Source organism: Bradyrhizobium sp., from assembly GCF_035309285.1.
GTDB lineage: Bacteria > Pseudomonadota > Alphaproteobacteria > Rhizobiales > Xanthobacteraceae > Bradyrhizobium.
The window spans coordinates 31,924-47,381 of the sequence record NZ_DATGFH010000170.1 but is presented as its reverse complement, the minus strand read 5'-3'; the positions used below and the strand labels follow the sequence as shown (position 1 = coordinate 47,381).

The 15,458-nt window shown below is 62.7% G+C and carries 13 protein-coding genes and 1 pseudogene; 6 read left to right on the top strand and 8 right to left on the bottom strand.

Going from position 1 to position 15,458, the window contains the following annotated elements; all coding sequences use genetic code 11:
• Positions 1-32 precede the first annotated feature (32 nt).
• Both VKR55_RS30830 and VKR55_RS30825 read left to right on the top strand, forming a co-directional pair.
• A complete protein-coding gene (locus VKR55_RS30830) occupies positions 33-767 on the top strand; it encodes an ABC transporter ATP-binding protein (protein ID WP_324409174.1) in 735 nt (244 codons plus the stop codon).
• Positions 768-925: 158 nt separating this feature from the next.
• Entirely contained in the window at positions 926-2,044 is a 1,119-nt protein-coding gene (locus tag VKR55_RS30825) for a branched-chain amino acid ABC transporter substrate-binding protein (protein ID WP_324409173.1), read from the top strand.
• Between the two features lie 195 nt (positions 2,045-2,239).
• Here the strand turns inward: VKR55_RS30825 and VKR55_RS30820 are convergent, their stop codons facing one another.
• Positions 2,240-2,632: a response regulator gene (locus VKR55_RS30820; RefSeq protein WP_324409172.1), complete on the bottom strand. Its 393-nt coding sequence runs from the start codon at positions 2,630-2,632 to the stop codon at positions 2,240-2,242.
• Between the two features lie 216 nt (positions 2,633-2,848).
• On the opposite strand from VKR55_RS30820, the gene VKR55_RS30815 reads away from it, so the two are divergent.
• The gene (locus VKR55_RS30815) at positions 2,849-5,641 is read left to right on the top strand and encodes a PAS domain S-box protein (protein WP_324409171.1); all 2,793 of its coding nucleotides are present in this window, start codon (positions 2,849-2,851) and stop codon (positions 5,639-5,641) included.
• Positions 5,642-5,842: 201 nt separating this feature from the next.
• On the top strand, positions 5,843-6,370 hold the full coding sequence (locus tag VKR55_RS30810; RefSeq protein WP_324409170.1) for a hypothetical protein: 528 nt from the start codon (positions 5,843-5,845) through the stop codon (positions 6,368-6,370).
• Between the two features lie 14 nt (positions 6,371-6,384).
• On the opposite strand, the gene VKR55_RS30805 is transcribed toward VKR55_RS30810, so the two are convergent.
• Together VKR55_RS30805 and VKR55_RS30800 are read right to left on the bottom strand one after the other, a co-directional pair.
• Positions 6,385-7,428 (bottom strand): aromatic ring-hydroxylating dioxygenase subunit alpha, encoded by a 1,044-nt coding sequence (locus VKR55_RS30805; protein WP_324409169.1) that lies wholly within the window; start codon positions 7,426-7,428, stop codon positions 6,385-6,387.
• Between the two features lie 37 nt (positions 7,429-7,465).
• Positions 7,466-8,680: an ABC transporter substrate-binding protein gene (locus tag VKR55_RS30800; RefSeq protein WP_324409168.1), complete on the bottom strand. Its 1,215-nt coding sequence runs from the start codon at positions 8,678-8,680 to the stop codon at positions 7,466-7,468.
• A 153-nt stretch (positions 8,681-8,833) separates the two neighbouring features.
• Between VKR55_RS30800 and VKR55_RS30795 the strand changes: the two genes are divergently transcribed.
• Positions 8,834-9,553, top strand: a complete 720-nt coding sequence (locus tag VKR55_RS30795; RefSeq protein ID WP_324409167.1) for a TetR/AcrR family transcriptional regulator — start codon at positions 8,834-8,836, stop codon at positions 9,551-9,553.
• Positions 9,554-9,577: 24 nt separating this feature from the next.
• Here the strand turns inward: VKR55_RS30795 and VKR55_RS30790 are convergent, their stop codons facing one another.
• Together VKR55_RS30790 and VKR55_RS30785 are read right to left on the bottom strand one after the other, a co-directional pair.
• On the bottom strand, positions 9,578-11,299 hold the full coding sequence (locus VKR55_RS30790; RefSeq protein WP_324409166.1) for a class I SAM-dependent methyltransferase: 1,722 nt from the start codon (positions 11,297-11,299) through the stop codon (positions 9,578-9,580).
• A 247-nt stretch (positions 11,300-11,546) separates the two neighbouring features.
• Entirely contained in the window at positions 11,547-11,768 is a 222-nt protein-coding gene (locus VKR55_RS30785; protein WP_324409165.1) for a hypothetical protein, read from the bottom strand.
• Positions 11,769-11,891: 123 nt separating this feature from the next.
• On the opposite strand from VKR55_RS30785, the gene VKR55_RS30780 reads away from it, so the two are divergent.
• Positions 11,892-12,338, top strand: coding sequence for a hypothetical protein (locus VKR55_RS30780; RefSeq protein ID WP_324409164.1), 447 nt, complete (start codon positions 11,892-11,894; stop codon positions 12,336-12,338).
• 382 nt (positions 12,339-12,720) lie between these two features.
• Here VKR55_RS30780 and ftsZ read toward each other — a convergent pair.
• The 3 genes and pseudogenes from ftsZ to puuE form a co-directional block, all read right to left on the bottom strand.
• Positions 12,721-13,671, bottom strand: a pseudogene (ftsZ, locus tag VKR55_RS30775) (cell division protein FtsZ); the annotation flags it as partial.
• 7 nt (positions 13,672-13,678) lie between these two features.
• Positions 13,679-14,212, bottom strand: a complete 534-nt coding sequence (locus tag VKR55_RS30770) for a hypothetical protein (RefSeq protein ID WP_324409163.1) — start codon at positions 14,210-14,212, stop codon at positions 13,679-13,681.
• A 275-nt stretch (positions 14,213-14,487) separates the two neighbouring features.
• Positions 14,488-15,423 carry an allantoinase PuuE gene (gene puuE, locus VKR55_RS30765; RefSeq protein ID WP_324409162.1) on the bottom strand — a complete coding sequence of 312 codons (936 nt, stop codon included), beginning with the start codon at positions 15,421-15,423 and terminating at the stop codon, positions 14,488-14,490.
• Positions 15,424-15,458: the final 35 nt, after the last annotated feature.

Genomic DNA, 15,458 nt, shown 5'->3' with positions numbered 1-15,458 from the left:
AAGCCCGGCCATGACGATGAGAGGGTGCTGCCATGACCGCGCCCCTGCTCGCGATCCGGGGGCTGCGCGCGGCCTATGGCAAGATCGAGGCGCTGAAGGGCGTCGATCTCGACATCAACGCCGGCGAGATCGTGGCGCTCATCGGCGCCAACGGTGCCGGCAAGTCGACATTGATGATGACGATCTTCGGCCGGCCCCGCGCACGCGCCGGCACGATCCTGTTCGACGGCCGCGACATCACCGCGGTGCCGACCCATGAGATCGCGCGGTTGAGGATCGCGCAATCGCCCGAGGGTCGCCGGATCTTTCCGCGCATGAGCGTCGCCGAGAACCTGCAGATGGGCGCCGATGCGACCGACACCAGCGAGGCGGAGGGCGCCACCGGGCTGGAGCGGGTCTTCGCGCTGTTCCCGCGGCTGAAGGAACGCCTCGCCCAGCGCGGCGGCACGCTGTCCGGCGGCGAGCAGCAGATGCTCGCGATCGGCCGCGCGCTGATGAGCCGCCCTCGCCTGCTCCTCTTGGACGAGCCGTCGCTGGGGCTGGCGCCGTTGATCGCGCGGCAGATTTTCGAGGCGATCCGCACGCTCAACCGACAGGACGGCCTGACCGTTCTGATCGTGGAACAGAACGCCAATCACGCGCTCAAGCTCGCCCATCGCGGCTATGTCATGGTCAACGGGCAGATCACGCTCAAAGGAACCGGGGCGGAGCTGTTGGAGCGCCCCGAAATCCGCGCCGCCTATCTGGAAGGCGGCCGCCGCGGCTAGTCCCTGCCCAGAATCTGCGGCAAGATTCTGCGACGGGATGACCACTTTGCCCGAAAATTGCCGATGACTTCGGCGCAAAATCATCCGACAATGTCTCGGTTTGCAGGAGCCGGCCTGCCCGGCATTACCCACGAGTCGAACACCCGCGAGGATCCCTCATGAAATCATTGAAGCTGATCGGACTGGCACTGGGCGCATCATTGGCGGTATCGAGCGCCGCATTTGCAGACGACCTTACGATCGCGGTCGCGGGGCCGATGACCGGAGAGTATTCCGCGTTCGGACGGCAGCTCAAGAACGGCGCCGAAATGGCGGTTGCTGACCTCAATGCCGCCGGCGGCGTGCTCGGCAAGAAGATCGTGCTCGACATCGAGGACGACGCCTGCGATCCCAAGCAGGCACGTTCGGTGGCGGAAAAGATCGCGGGTTCCAAGATTCCGTTCGTCGCCGGCCACTACTGCTCGTCGTCATCGATCCCCGCCTCCGAGGCCTATGCCGACGGCAACGTGCTGGAGATCACGCCGGCATCCACCAACCCGCTCTTCACCGAGCGCAAGCTCTGGAACGTGGCGCGCGTCTGCGGCCGCGACGACCAGCAAGGCGCGGTGGCCGGCGCCTACATCGCGAAACACTTCAAGGGCAAGAACATCGCGATCCTCAACGACAAGAGCACCTACGGCAAAGGGCTTGCCGATGAGACCAAGAAGGCGCTCAACAAGGCCGGCGTGATGGAGAAGATGTACGAGTCCTACAATCAGGGCGACAAGGATTTCAACGCCATCGTCTCGCGCCTGAAGCAGGCGAACATCGACCTCGTCTATGTCGGCGGCTATCACACCGAAGCCGGGCTGATCCTGCGCCAGATGCGCGACCAGGGCCTGAAGACCATCCTGATGGCCGGCGATGCGCTCGCCGACAAGGAATATGCCTCGATCACCGGCCCCGCCGGCGCAGGCACCCTCTTCACCTTCGGTCCCGATCCCCGCAAGAAGGCGACCGCCAAGGCGATCGTCGAGAAGTTCAATGCCAAGAACATCGATCCCGAGGGCTATACCCTCTACACCTATGCGGCGATCCAGGTCTGGTCGCAGGCGGCGAAGAAGGTCGGTACCACGGATCCGAAGAAGGTCATGGCTGCGATTAAGGCGGGCTCCTGGGACACCGTGATCGGCAAGATGGCCTATGACGCCAAGGGCGACATCAAGCAGCTCGACTATGTCGTCTATCGCTGGGACAACAAGGGCGGCTACACCGAGCTCAATCCGAAGGGCTCCTGAGGCCGTCGCGATCTGGTTCGAAACCAACGCCCCGGTTCGCCGGGGCGTTGATGTTTTTGGCTGTAGCCGTAGGGTGGGCAAAGGCGCGAACGCGCCGTGCCCACCATTGAAGCCGCACACGCGGAAAGAAAATGGTGGGCTCGCTTCGCTCAGCCCACCCTACGAGCTCGGCTAAAGCTTACCCCTCCTGCACAACTAACCTGCCGCACGCTTCGGTGCGGCCTGCGCGGCCGCGCCACGTGCCGTCTCGATGGCGCGGATCAGTTCCACCGGCCGGAACGGCTTCTGCAGGCAGACGACGCTGGACAGTTCGGCCGAGCGCGCGACCGCATCGAGCGTCGCCAACCCCGAGACCGCCACAACCGGCAGTCCCGGCGAGCGCTCGCGCAGCGCCGCGATCAGGTCGAAGCCGCTCTCGTCTTTCAGGAAGACGTCCACGACCGCAGCATCGAAATCGGCCTCACCAAAGGCCTGCAATCCCCCCTTGATGTTTTCGGCCTCGCTCACCTCGAAATGGCTGAGCTTCAGCACCATGATGATCATGGCGCGCACGTCCTTCTGGTCGTCGACAACGAGAACACGGGGCATTGCTCACTCCGGGAAATGCTTGGCGCGCGCAACCCTACAATGGAACCACCGGATAACTGCAAAAGTCGGTGGCTATTTTGGGTCAGTCAGTAAAGGGGCAGTTACCTGGTCCGCTGAGTGGTTTGGGCTCCCCAACGATTCAAGTTATAGGTAACCCACGGTTGATTCATTAAAATCGGTAATGGAACCATAGGTCTACCGCGTTGGGAGACGCGCATGCAGACGGTCAATGACCGTAACATCTTTCTGTCGACCCTGCCGGCGGGCAGAGGCGACCGCACCGCGGCAGCGATCGTGGTCGGCGCCTCCGTCATTCTCTTTGCCATCATCGTCCCCTTTGCGCGCGTCCCGCTGACGCCGGTTCCCGCGTTCGTCGCCAGCTATCAATCGGCGCTTGCGATCAACGACATCATCACCTCGGTGCTTTTGTTTTCGCAATTTGCGATCCTGCGCGCCCGGGGGCTGCTGTTCCTGGCCAGCGGATATCTGTTCACGGCGCCGATCGCCCTGCTTCATGCCCTCAGCTTCCCCGGCCTTTTCACGCCGACCGGATTATTGGGCGCGGGCCCGCAGACCACCGTCTGGCTCTACATGATCTGGCACAGCGTCTTTCCGACGCTGGTGATCGCCTATGGGCTCAGCAGCATTAAGGCGCCTGTCAAGGCAAACGCCTGGCCGGTTGGAAAATCGATTGTCGCGGCCGGTGCCGCGGTTGTTGCTGCGCTCCTCGTCAGTATCTGGCTCACCGTCGTCTGGCACGACATCCTGCCGCCCCTGGTCATCAATGGACGCGAGACGCCGCTCGAGGCGGTCGTCACCACGTCCATCTGCGGCCTCACGCTTGTGGCGCTCGCCTCGCTGTGGCGTCGGCGGCCACGGTCAGTGCTCGATCTGTGGCTTATGGTCGCGCTCTGCGCCTGGCTGTTCGAAATCGCTCTATCCGCGATCCTCAATGGCGGCCGTTTCGACGTCGGCTTCTATGCAGGAAGGGTCTATGGCCTGTGCGCGGCGAGCTTCGTGCTCGGCGTTCTCCTCGTCGACAACGTCGCCCTGCAGGCCCAGATGTCGCGCCTGGTCCGCGCGCTGCGGCGCGAGGCCGCCTTTGCGCGCGACCAGCACAAGGTGCGCGAGCGCCTGTTCAGCGCGGTGGTGGAATCATCCAACGACGCCATCATCACCCAGGCGCTCAATGGCACCATCACCGGCTGGAACGCGGCCGCCGCACGCCTGTTCGGATACACCGAGCAGGAAGCCGTCGGCCAGCACATCTCGCTGATCGTTCCGCCGCACCGGCATGACGAAATTGACGACCTGCTCACTCGCGTCGGCCGCGGCGAACAGATCGAGCATTTCGAGACGGTGCGGGTCCACAAGGACGGCCACAATGTCGATGTCTCCTTGAGCTTCTCCCCGCTACGATCGGCCGCGGGCGCCATCATCGGCTCCTCGAAAATCGCGCACGACATCACCGAGAGCAAGCGGACCCAGACCGCGCTCACTCGCGAGATGGAGGAGCGGCAGCGGGTCTTCGAGACCTCGCAGGATCTGATCCTGGTCACCGACAGCGTCGGGAATTTCGTCCAGGTCAGCCCCAGCGTGGCGAAGATCCTGGGCCACACGCCCGAGGAGATGATCGGCCACAGCGCGGTGGATTTCATCCATCCCGACGATCTCGACTCCACGCGGCAGGAGATGCGCGCGGCGCGGCGCGGGCAGCAGGTACGCAACTTCGAGGCGCGCTATCCGCACAAGGATGGGCGCATCATCACGCTGAACTGGATGGGAAGCTGGTCCGAGCCGGTGCAGCGTCACTTCTTCATCGGCCGCGACCTCACCGACAAGCGCGCCGCCGAAGCCCAGATGCGACAGGCGCAGAAGATGGACGCGATCGGCCAGCTCACCGGCGGCGTCGCTCACGATTTCAACAATATCCTCACCGTCATCACCGGCACCATCGGCATCCTGGCCGACGCCGTCGTCGACCGGCCCGAGCTCGTCTCGATCGCCAAGCTGATCGACGATGCCGCCGAGCGCGGCGCGCAGCTCACCAAGCATCTGCTCGCCTTCGCCCGCAAGCAGCCGCTGCAGCCCGCCGAGGTCGACGTCAACTCGCTGGTGCTGGAAGCGGCCAAATTGCTGCATCCGACGCTCGGCGAGCAGATCGAGATTTCGCCGCGGCTGACCCAGGACACCTGGCCGGCGCTGGTCGATCCCAACCAGCTCACCACGGCGGTACTCAATCTTGCCCTCAACGCCCGCGACGCGATGCCGGGCGGCGGCAAGCTCGTGCTGGAAACCGGCAATGCTCGCCTCGATCAGGACTATGCGAGCATGAACAGCGAGGTTGCACCGGGCGACTACGTCATGATCGCGGTCAGCGATACCGGCACCGGCATTCCGGCCGATCTTCTGGAAAAGGTGTTCGATCCCTTCTTCACCACCAAGGAGGTCGGCAAGGGCACCGGGCTCGGGCTGAGCATGGTGTTCGGCTTCGTCAAGCAGTCCGGCGGCCACATCAAGATCTACAGCGAGGAAGGCCACGGCACGACCGTGAAGATCTATCTGCCGCGATCGACCGGACAGGGCGAGGCCGCAGCAGACTATCTGTCACCGGCGGACGTGACGGGCGGCAGCGAGACCGTGCTTGTCGTCGAGGACGACGCCTTGGTGCGCCAATATGTGGTGGCGCAGGTGGCAAGCCTCGGCTACGCGACGCTCGAGGCCGCCAATGCCACGGAGGCGCTCAGAATCGTCGATTCCGCCGATGTCGATCTCCTGTTCACCGACGTGATCATGCCGGGCGCGATGAACGGCCGGCAACTCGTCGACGAGGCGCTCAAGCGCCGCCCGCAGCTCAAGACACTGTTCACTTCGGGCTACACCGAGAACGCCATCCTGCATCACGGCCGCCTCGACGAGGGCGTGCTGCTGCTGGCAAAGCCGTACCGCAAGCCCGAGCTGGCGCGGATGCTCCGCGTGGCGCTTGAAAACGAGATGAGCCTGGGCTGACGATCCGAAGACCGCAATAAGGGAATGTCTCATCTTTTAAATATTCGTCCAGCGAATCCTCAATCCGTTGTTGCTAGGTTCGGCAACCGGCGCGCTGTTGTGGGCATACAGGGATCTTCGGCAGCACGCTTGCACGCAAGCTGAATTAATGCCGGTCACAAGCGGCACCGATAGCTATGCATACGAAGAAAAGGAGTAACCGTGGCTGACATTCAGGACTTGGTCGCGCAAATCTCGGAGGCGCTGAACGTCGCGGCGCAGTCTTCGACGGCCGGAACCGCGGAAAACTATAGTCGTCTGGCCGAAAAGCTGAGTGAACTTGAATCATCCTCAGGCCAATACCTTCGGTCGCATACGGCCTACCGGTCGCTTCTCGCAAAATTGCAGCTAGAGAAGCCACTGACTCCGGATGACTTGAAGACGCTTCGATCCTTGATCGTTGGCGATGCCGACGAATATCTCAAATATGACGACGACTTCGAGCAATCGAAGGCTGAACTGACGCGCGTTATCGACGGGATACAGAAGCTGCAATCCACCGAATTGAATCCGGAAACGCTGATGCATCTGCGCGTACTCTGTCGTGAGGCAACGAGTGCGCTGGTGCCGACGGTGCATTATTTGGAGCAAAAGCAGCGGGTCAAGAATTTCGACGACAATGTTCACGAGCCGCTGAGCAGCGACACGCGCCGGATGTTTGCGAGGGTGATTGAGGACCTCGCCAGCTGACAGACCCTGAAATCTCACGCCGATGCGCGGGCCTCTGCTTCGCCCGCAACCATCCGCTCCACGATGCGTCGCATGCGCTGCGGGGCGGCGTCGATGGCGAGCCGGATGCACTTGGCGTTCGGTCTCGCCTGCGCGACCTCCTCGATGCGCTCCAGAATCTCTTTGTCCTCGTTGAAGGCGATGCGGAAGTCCGCATGCAGCCGCTGGTCCACCTCCGCATCGCGAAGGGCAAAATTTCGCACATGCAGCCAGTGATCGATGCAGATATTGTCATCGACCGGCGTGATGAAGTGACAGGCGAAAATGCGCAAGCCGGCGCCGCGGTCTTCGGGATCGACGATGGCGCCGGTCGCGGCGCTGCCGAAGTCGATCACCGCAATGCACGGCGCGCGGTAATCGTAGTAATGCCAGCGATCGACGTGCCCGGAAAAGTTGCCGTACTTGGCGAACAGCGGAATCGGCGGCGCGTCCTTGATCCAGCGCCAGACCAGTACGCTATCCTCTCCAAAGGAGTACTCGACCGGAATCTCCTCGCTCGCGGCATTGCCGAGCGTCGACAGGTGCACGAAGCTGACATGGGCGGGATCGCAGAGATTGTCGGCGAGATTGAGATAGTTGGTCTCGATCCTGAGCGCGTCGCCCTCGGCCGCGTGCCAGGCGGCGTCACCGAACTGCGGCAGGTCATAGATCAGCGACGGATCCGCTTGTGCAGGATCACCCGGCCAGATCCAGACCAGCCCCATCTTCTCCTGCAGCGGATACGACGGGACCCGCGCATTCGGCGGAATGATCGACTGGCCGGGAATGCGGACGCAACGGCCGTCGATGCCGAAGGTCATGCCGTGATAGCCGCACTCGATGGCATCGCCCTTGAGCTTGCCCATCGACAGCGGCGCGAGCCGATGCGGACACGCATCGTCGAGAGCGACCGGCGTTCCGGCTTCGCTGCGATAGACGACGAAATCCATCCCGAGCACACGATGGCGGCTGAGCTTGCGCGTGACGTTGCGCGACCAGGTGAGCGGATACCAGGTGTTGCGAGGGGCGAGCAGGTTCATGGCGCGGCCTCCAGGATTCGGAAAAGAAATCCGGACGTCAGTTCTTCAGCTTGGCGAGCACGTCCTTATCGGCAGGCTGGTAGTCGGCCCCGTCGACGTAGCGCCAGTCGGTCATCACGCCCTGACCGTCGCGCACCGCAAGCTTGCCGATGTAGACGCCCATGGTCGACTGATGATCGATCGCGCGAAAGGCGATCGGGCCGAGCGGCGTGTCGACCTTCAGGTGCTCGGTCGCCTTGATCAGATCGTCGGTCTTGGTCGAGCCGGCGGTTTCGATCGCCTTCGCGAGCACCAGCGTATTGATGTAGCCGATCAGCGCGCCGATATTCGGCTGCTCCTTGAAGCGGCCGACATAGGCTTTCAGGAACGCGTCGTGCGCCGGCGTCTTGATCTCGCTCGGGGGATAGCCGGTGACCAGCCAGCCCTGCGGCGCCTCGTCCTTGAGCGGCGCGAGATATTCCGGCTCGCCCGAGAGGATGCTGACGACCGAGCGATTGGCGAACGCGTTGCGCGTCGTGCCCTCGCGCACGAGCTTGGCCAGATCCGCTCCGAAGGTCGCATTGAAGATCGCGTCCGGATTTTGCGCGACCATCGCCTGCACGACGGCGCCGGCGTCGAGCTTGCCAAGCGGCGGCCATTGTTCGCCGACGAACTCGACATCGCTCCGCAGCCGTTTCAATTCGCGCTTGAAGTTTGCCACCGCAGCCTGTCCGAATTCGTAGTTGGGCGCGATCGTCGCCCAGCGGCGCGCCGGGAATTTGGCGGCTTCCTTTGCCAGGATCGAGGCCTGCGTGTAGGTGCTCGGCCGCAGGCGGAACGTGTAGCGGTTGCCCTTCTCCCAGATCAGCGCATCCGTCAGCGGCTGCGAGGCCAGGAAGTAGATCTGCTTCTGTTTGGCGAAATCGGCGACCGCGAGTCCGACATTGGACAGGATCGTTCCGGTCAGCATGTCGACCTGCTCGTTCTCGACAAGCTGGGTCGCCTGGGTGATCGCAACATCGGGCTTGCCGGCGTCGTCGCGGGCGATGATCTCGAGCTTGCGGCCGAGCACACCGCCCTTGCCGTTGATCTCGTCGCGGGCCAGCTCCCAGCCCTGGCGGTAGCCGCGGGTGCCGATCGGCAGCGCCGAATAAGAGGAAATGTCGCCGATCTTGATCGGCGGCGGCTCGCCCGCCCGCGCGGTTCCAGGGCTGGCTCCGGCGGTGGCGACCAAGGCCAACGCGGCCAGCTTCACTACATCCGACAGCTTCATGCCACCCTCCCGTGACGACATTACCGAATGTATGTAGTACTTACTACATATCGAACACCGGTCCGGCCGCCTTGTCAACGGCGAAAAACCGGAGGGGCTTGCCAAAAAACAGGCAGCCCCCATGCTGCCGGTCGTGATTTGCGAGGATGCGCCATGGCGAATGAAATCGACTGGACCGGATCCGGGCCCGCTCCGCGCGTGAAGGCAAAGCCCAACCGCGCCAAGTCCGGCCGCGCCAAGTCCGCAAAGGCGCGGCGGCGGGCGCGCGCCCCCGACCAGACGCGCGAAGCGCTGCTACGCGCGGCCGTCGCCGAGTTCGCGCGGGAGGGCTATGGCGGCGCCCGCGTTGAGCGCATCAGCAAGGCGGCGAAGAGCAATGACCGCATGCTCTATTACTATTTCAAGAGCAAGGAGAAGCTGTTTCACGAGGTGATCGAGCACTGCTATGCCGATCTCGTCGCGCGCGAGGAAGCGCTCGATCTCGATCTTTCAAGGCCGCGCGAGGCGCTCGCCGCGCTGATCGCGTTCAACTGGAACTACTATTGGGAGCACCCCGAGCTGCTCAGCATCCTGGCCTCGGAAAATCTGTTCAAGGGACGTCACGTCAAGAACAATATCCGCCGCAGCTTCTCCAACACGCAGCTCGGCGTGCTCGACCGCGTGCTCGCGAGCGGCGTCGAGCGCGGTGAATTCAGGAGCGACTGCGACCGCTTTCACCTCTACCTCTCGATCCTGTCGCTGACCTATTTCTACCGCGCCAATCTCTACACGCTGTCGAGCTACATGCAGATCGACCTTGCCGAAGAGGAGCGCCGCAACGCGTGGCTTGCGCATGTGCAGGCGATGATCGGCCAGCTTGTACTGGTTGAATAGTCTGGGCCGACGCGTCCTGAAGCTTCAGTGCGCGTTCTTGCGCACTGTGAAGACATACATGTCCCAAAAAGTTTCCGGATGATCGGCTTCGAAGCGGCCCCACTGATCCAGGTTGGCCTCATCGGCCGCGCCCGGAAACTGTCTATGAAAGCTTTCGATCACCGTCGGATCGTCAAAGGGTTCGAAGGTCAGGAAAGACAGATCATTGTCCTTCAGAAATGCCGCGATCTCGGGGAGAGTGAAGTGATGCTCCATGACGTTGAACAGCAGGTCGCGGCAGCCGCTCATGGTGTAGAAATCTTTCGCGCCAATCAGCATTTTCCAGTGTTCCGCCTCGCGGATGATGTCCCGGCGACACCTCCTTATGTCGCCGGCTGTGGCGCCATAACCGCGCGCCGCGATGCGGGCGCGGGCCTCCGCGATGACGCGGCGGGCCAGATTGCTGTATAATCCAATGCGCATCCTGCCACCCGATCGCAGCAACGAGACCAGCACGCGCCACCCGGCCGTCGGTTCTGCAAGATGGTGGAGCACACCGACCGACTCAATGCTATCGAACGTGCGATCGATCGTGGCTAATTCCAGAATATCCGCTTGTGCATACTCGATATTGCGCAAGCCCAGTTCTCGTGTCTTTCGGCGCGCGTGCGCAAGACTGGCCAGGCTGACGTCGACCCCGAGCAAACGGGCGTTCGGATAGACCTGCGCGATCTGAACCGCGTGCAAGCCGGTACCGCAACCCGCGATCAGAATATCCAGTTCGGCTTGCCGTTCCGCTGTCGGGATGGTCCTTCCCCGCGCCTGATCGGCAGCGAATGCGGTGAGCGGGTTGATGGTCCAGCGCGGATAGGGATTTTCCTCGTATTGGCGCATCACTTGCAATGATACGCTGTTCTTTATGGGCGCGAGTGTCGCAATGGCGGTGCGCTCGCCCGCTTCCTCAAGCGGCTCGCGGAGCTGCACCTGTAACAGGCCGGCCACCATCGCAGGCCAATCCCGGCGCAGCAGCGCTTCCGCCGTCGGCATGGCATGAAGTGGGAAATAGGCCGCAACCACCGCCAGCGTGAGTGGAGCTATTGCGGCCCCCGACGCCAGGTCCTGCAGCAATCGACCGCGCAGTACGCTCGCAAGTCCGCTTTCCGCTTCGGTCTGTGCATAGACATATTCGTTGATGAAGCACTGCCGAGCGAGTGCGCAAGCAAAGGCGACTATATTATCGTCGGCTTCGCCGCTATCTTCGCCCTGCTCGCCTGCAAGCCGCAGCAGCTCGGCGCGCGCATGTCCCAGCAACACTTCCAGTTGCACGCTCGACAGCGTCATCGCTTCCATCGCACAGCGGAGGAAGAGGTCCTTTGCAAGCAGGGTGATGCTTTCGGTGCCGAACAATTCGACGTTCGTTACCTGTAGCGGCCACTTGCCCGCAATCCGCGCAACATATTTGGCGACGACGGGACCCTGCAGGATGAAGCTGACCGCCTTCTCGTCCATGCCGAGCGCAAGCGCTTTGCTGAAATGCGCGATCGTTTTGGTGCGATGACCCAGCGCCTGGTACGAATTGCCGATATTGTAGTGGCAAGCTGCGTTCACCTCGTCCGAAGCAATCGCTTTAGCGAACGTCTTCACTGCGAGCCGGTGATCGCCGGATGCCTGCGCCATCAGACCGAGGAGATTCAGGCTCTGCACATGTGCAGGCTCGCGCGCGAGAATTTGACGGCAAATCTCCTGCGCTTCGTTGATGCGGCCCATCCGGTGCGAACGACTTGCCGCAGCGGCGAGATCGGCAATGCTGACGCCCGCCGGGCCGAAGGCAAGCGCGCTTGAGCTTCTTGCGAACTCGTCGCGTCGCTTGCTGGCCGCACGTCGTTCTTTCCGGTTCATATCCCGTCAACTGGTCCAAACTGAAAAACGCCGCCGAACAACACCCCCAAAACGGCAATGGTTTTGGGCGGCGCATCAAACCAACCACGCCCGGCAGGCATAGGGCCGATCGCGCTTACAGCCAAGGATAATCTGCCGCATTGTCGATGGATAGCGGCACAATGATGCCGAGAGCCTTGGCGGTCTTGAGATTAACAGCAGGGTCGAACCTGGTCGGCTGCTCAAGCGGAATGTCGGCCGGACCCCTTCCATGCAAGCGGACATCCAAGGCGGACATCTTCACGATAGACGATGGCCGTAGTTTTGCGAATCTTTCGCCACGAATCAGGATGTTCAATCAGCTCGCCATTCCCGGGATGCGATCCCGCGGGGTGGTCGGGGCGGGCGACGACTGTCCGGAATTTTCTCGCCCATTGGCTCCATTTCTTGGAGGGGTAGAGTCCAGTAGGAGATTTGATTCATGGCGAACATCGAGAAGTTTCCAAGAAACAACGCGCTCGATCTGGCGAAGCTCGAAGCGGACGTCACGGCGGCCTTGCCCACATTGCCCGGCAGGGCTGCCCCCCGCGTTCCGACCGAACCATTGCCGGACTATGTCGAGCATCGACAAGGGGTGTCGCGTGTAGGCCAGCTCGCTGCCGAGGCCGTGGTGCGCGACTATGAAGCCGCGGCCAAAGAGATCGAAGCGATGGGGACTGAATTGATCAGCGCGGCGAAGAAATGCGAGGCAATGACCGCCGAGGTGCATACGACAATTGCCTTCATTCGCGATACCGCGGCCTCATATCGCGAGGAAGCCAAAAAGATCTTCAAGCGCATCGAGGAGTGCGCCCTGTTCACCGAGGACGTTCGCAAGACCTGCGAAACCGTCAAACGCCGAATGACGGAGGACAGAAGCACCGCCTGATCGGATCGCCGCGGCGCTCGAAAAGGTCGACGGGCACGCTCACGCGCTTGCGCGCGAGCCGGTTTTCACTTGGCCTTCAGTTGGTCCTGCGGCCAAGGAAGGCCGGGATATCGAGAACTTGCTCGATCGAATTGCGCGCAGCGGATAAGCGGCCGTGCGGATCAAGACCACGCCGAGCCGCATTGCGCGCCTGTTCCGATATCGGCTTTGTTGACGGCTGTTCGAGGTGTCGGGCCGTCAGGTGGAGCGCCGGACTCCTCAGTTGCGGCCGCGATGCACGATGCTCGATCCGCTCGGCGCTGCGGAGGTTCTCGTCGCGCAGCTTGCTGGCAAGTTCCGCCAGCAGGCTTGATGCTTGCGCCTGGCGCGTCGCGCCGAGGTTATCGATGCCGGTCGCCACCACCGAGACGCGGACGACACCGTCCAGGCTGTCATCGAAAGTGGCGCCGACGATGATGTTGGCGTCCGCATCGACCTCTTCGCGAATGCGGGTCGCGGCTTCTTCGACTTCGAACAGCATGAGATCCCGGCCGCCGGTGATGGAGATGATGAGACCGCTGGCGCGCTTGATCGAGGGATCCTCGATCAATGGATTGGAGATCGCGGCCACGGCGGCGTCGAGCACGCGCTTGGGGCCGGAAGCCTCGCCCCTGCCCATCATGGCCTTGCCCTTCTCGCGCATGACGCTGAGAACGTCGGCAAAATCGAGATTGATCAGACCTTCCTTGACGATGAGATCGCTGATGCAGGCCACACCCGAATAAAGCACCTGGTCGGCCAGCGCGAACGCATCGGTGAAAGTGGTCCTCTCGTTCGCCACCCGAAACAGGTTCTGGTTCGGGATGACCAGCAGCGTGTCGACCGCCTTGAGCAGTTCCGCGATGCCTTGTTCGGCAAAGCGCATGCGCCGCTGCCCCTCGAAGTGGAAAGGCTTGGTGACGACACCGATGGTGAGAATGCCAAGCTCGCGCGCCGTCCTGGCGATGACGGGAGCAGCGCCAGTGCCGGTCCCGCCGCCCATGCCGGCCGTAACGAACACCATGTGCGCGCCGGTCAAATGATCGCGGATCTCGTCAATTGCCTCTTCGGCCGCGGCGCGCCCCACTTCGGGCTGCGCGCCGGCGCCAAGACCCTGGGTTACCTGCGCGCCCATCTGGATGATGCGCTCGGCCTTCGACGAGGCGAGCGCCTGGGCGTCCGTGTTGGCGACGATGAATTCAACACCTTGCAGCCCGGAAGCGATCATATTGTTGACAGCATTGCCGCCGGCGCCGCCGACCCCAAGTACGATAATGCGGGCCTTCATCTCGCGAATATCGGTGATGCTGGTCATTGTTGCCTCAGGATTTCCCCGGCAAGCCGGAATTGCAGGATGTCGATTGCTCCCTCACCGCCTTGCGGTCTGCGGCCACCAGGTCTGCGGCCAGGGTTCCCGGCCGGCGTGCAGCCAGTCCATGGCTGTTGATCGCGTCCTCCGTTCGACCACTGCTTCGCAGAAAACCTTCAAGCCGGGCCGTCGCCTCCTTGGCCGCCGTCGTCTCTGCTTTAGCCTGCAGCAGTTCAACCATCAGCCGATCGGCGCGCTCGCGCTCACGCTCGAAATCGGCCCGGTGACGCCCTGCCAGCGCATCCAGCCGCGCGATCTCCGTCTGCATTGCCGCGATCTTTGCCGTGAGGGCCACGTTGCCTGCCTCGCGACGGCCAGGTGGGCGTGGCGTATGCCGTATTTGCGCAAGGTCCACGCGCACCAATGCTTTGCCATCATCCGAAAGGAAGCGCGGCAGCCCGAGCCGCTTGGCAAGCGAACGAGCGGCCGTGGGCGAGATTGTCAGGTGGGCGCCAAGCTCGGAATACGTCAGAGTATCGATGGCCATCGGCTGTCCTCCCGGAACGAACCGCGCGGTCTATTAACCGAAAAGTAACCACAAGCTAGGCTGCGACGGTTAAGGGATCGTTAACGGCGCGGGCCAATCCGCCACTTTGCCGCACGGCGACCGGGATGCTCGTCTGTTTCGCCTTGGCGCTCTGTCAGCGCCGACTTCCTTCCCTGCCAAGGCGCTGCCGGGTAATCACTATGATGGGCACTTGAACGCTTTGTGGCGGCTGCTCGCTGTTCCAGCCGCTATCAAATGGGCTTCTTAACGGACGACTAGCCGATACTCGGCGCGTGCTTGGCCAGATGCGCCAGATTCGCATGCCAATGCTCGGCGACCTGCAATCGCGTCGGCACCCAGACGCGCTCGTGCTTTGAGATGTAGTCGAGAAAGCGCAGCAACGACGCGGCGCGGCCGGGGCGGCCGACAATGCGGCAATGCAAGCCGACCGACATCATTTTCGGCGCGGTCTCGCCCTCGGCGTAAAGCAGGTCAAAACTGTCCTTGAGATAGGTGAAGAAATCATCGCCGCCGGCAAAACCCTGTGCGTTGATGAAACGCATGTCGTTGGCATCGAGCGTATAGGGAATGATCAGCTGCGGCGCGGCCGGGCCTTTGACCCAATAGGGCAGATCATCGGCATAGGAATCGCACAAATAGAGAAAGCTGCCCACCTCCATCAGAAGCCGGATGGTGTTGATCGAGGAGCGCCCGGTGTACCAGCCGCGCGGCCGCATCCCCGTCGCTTCGGTATGCACGCGGATGGCCTCGGCGATCTCGGCGCGCTCGCGCTCTTCCGACATGGTCTTGTGCTCGATCCATTTCAGACTGTGGCTCGCGATGTCCCAGCCCGCCTCCTTCATCGCCGCAACCACTTCCGGGTTGCGCTTCAAGGCCGTCGCCACACCGAACACGGTCGTCGGCAGCTTGCGTTCGGTGAAGATGCGCCACAGCCGCCAGAAGCCGGCACGGGAGCCGTATTCGAACATCGACTCGACATTGGCATGGCGCTGCCCCGGCCAGGGCTGGGCACCGAGCACATCGGTGAGGAAAGCCTCCGAGGCGGCGTCGCCATGCAGAATGTTGTTCTCGCCGCCTTCCTCGAAGTTCACCACGAATTGCACCGCGACGCGGGCGTCACCGGGCCAATGCGGATGCGGCGGGTTGCGTCCGTAGCCGCGCAAATCGCGGGGATAAGGGGGGTCTGCCATCACACCATCCCAAAGCGGATCTTCTGCGCGCCTTG

Coding starts and splice junctions, on each gene's coding strand:
- VKR55_RS30820 (WP_324409172.1), bottom strand. CDS start 2,632: ATGCCCCGTGTTCTCGTTGTCGACGACCAGAAGGACGTGCGCGCCATG.
- VKR55_RS30770 (WP_324409163.1), bottom strand. CDS start 14,212: ATGGCCATCGATACTCTGACGTATTCCGAGCTTGGCGCCCACCTGACA.
- VKR55_RS30830 (WP_324409174.1), top strand. CDS start 33: ATGACCGCGCCCCTGCTCGCGATCCGGGGGCTGCGCGCGGCCTATGGC.
- VKR55_RS30800 (WP_324409168.1), bottom strand. CDS start 8,680: ATGAAGCTGTCGGATGTAGTGAAGCTGGCCGCGTTGGCCTTGGTCGCC.
- puuE (WP_324409162.1), bottom strand. CDS start 15,423: ATGGCAGACCCCCCTTATCCCCGCGATTTGCGCGGCTACGGACGCAAC.
- VKR55_RS30790 (WP_324409166.1), bottom strand. CDS start 11,299: ATGGGCCGCATCAACGAAGCGCAGGAGATTTGCCGTCAAATTCTCGCG.
- VKR55_RS30825 (WP_324409173.1), top strand. CDS start 926: ATGAAATCATTGAAGCTGATCGGACTGGCACTGGGCGCATCATTGGCG.
- VKR55_RS30805 (WP_324409169.1), bottom strand. CDS start 7,428: ATGAACCTGCTCGCCCCTCGCAACACCTGGTATCCGCTCACCTGGTCG.
- VKR55_RS30780 (WP_324409164.1), top strand. CDS start 11,892: ATGGCGAACATCGAGAAGTTTCCAAGAAACAACGCGCTCGATCTGGCG.
- VKR55_RS30795 (WP_324409167.1), top strand. CDS start 8,834: ATGGCGAATGAAATCGACTGGACCGGATCCGGGCCCGCTCCGCGCGTG.
- VKR55_RS30815 (WP_324409171.1), top strand. CDS start 2,849: ATGCAGACGGTCAATGACCGTAACATCTTTCTGTCGACCCTGCCGGCG.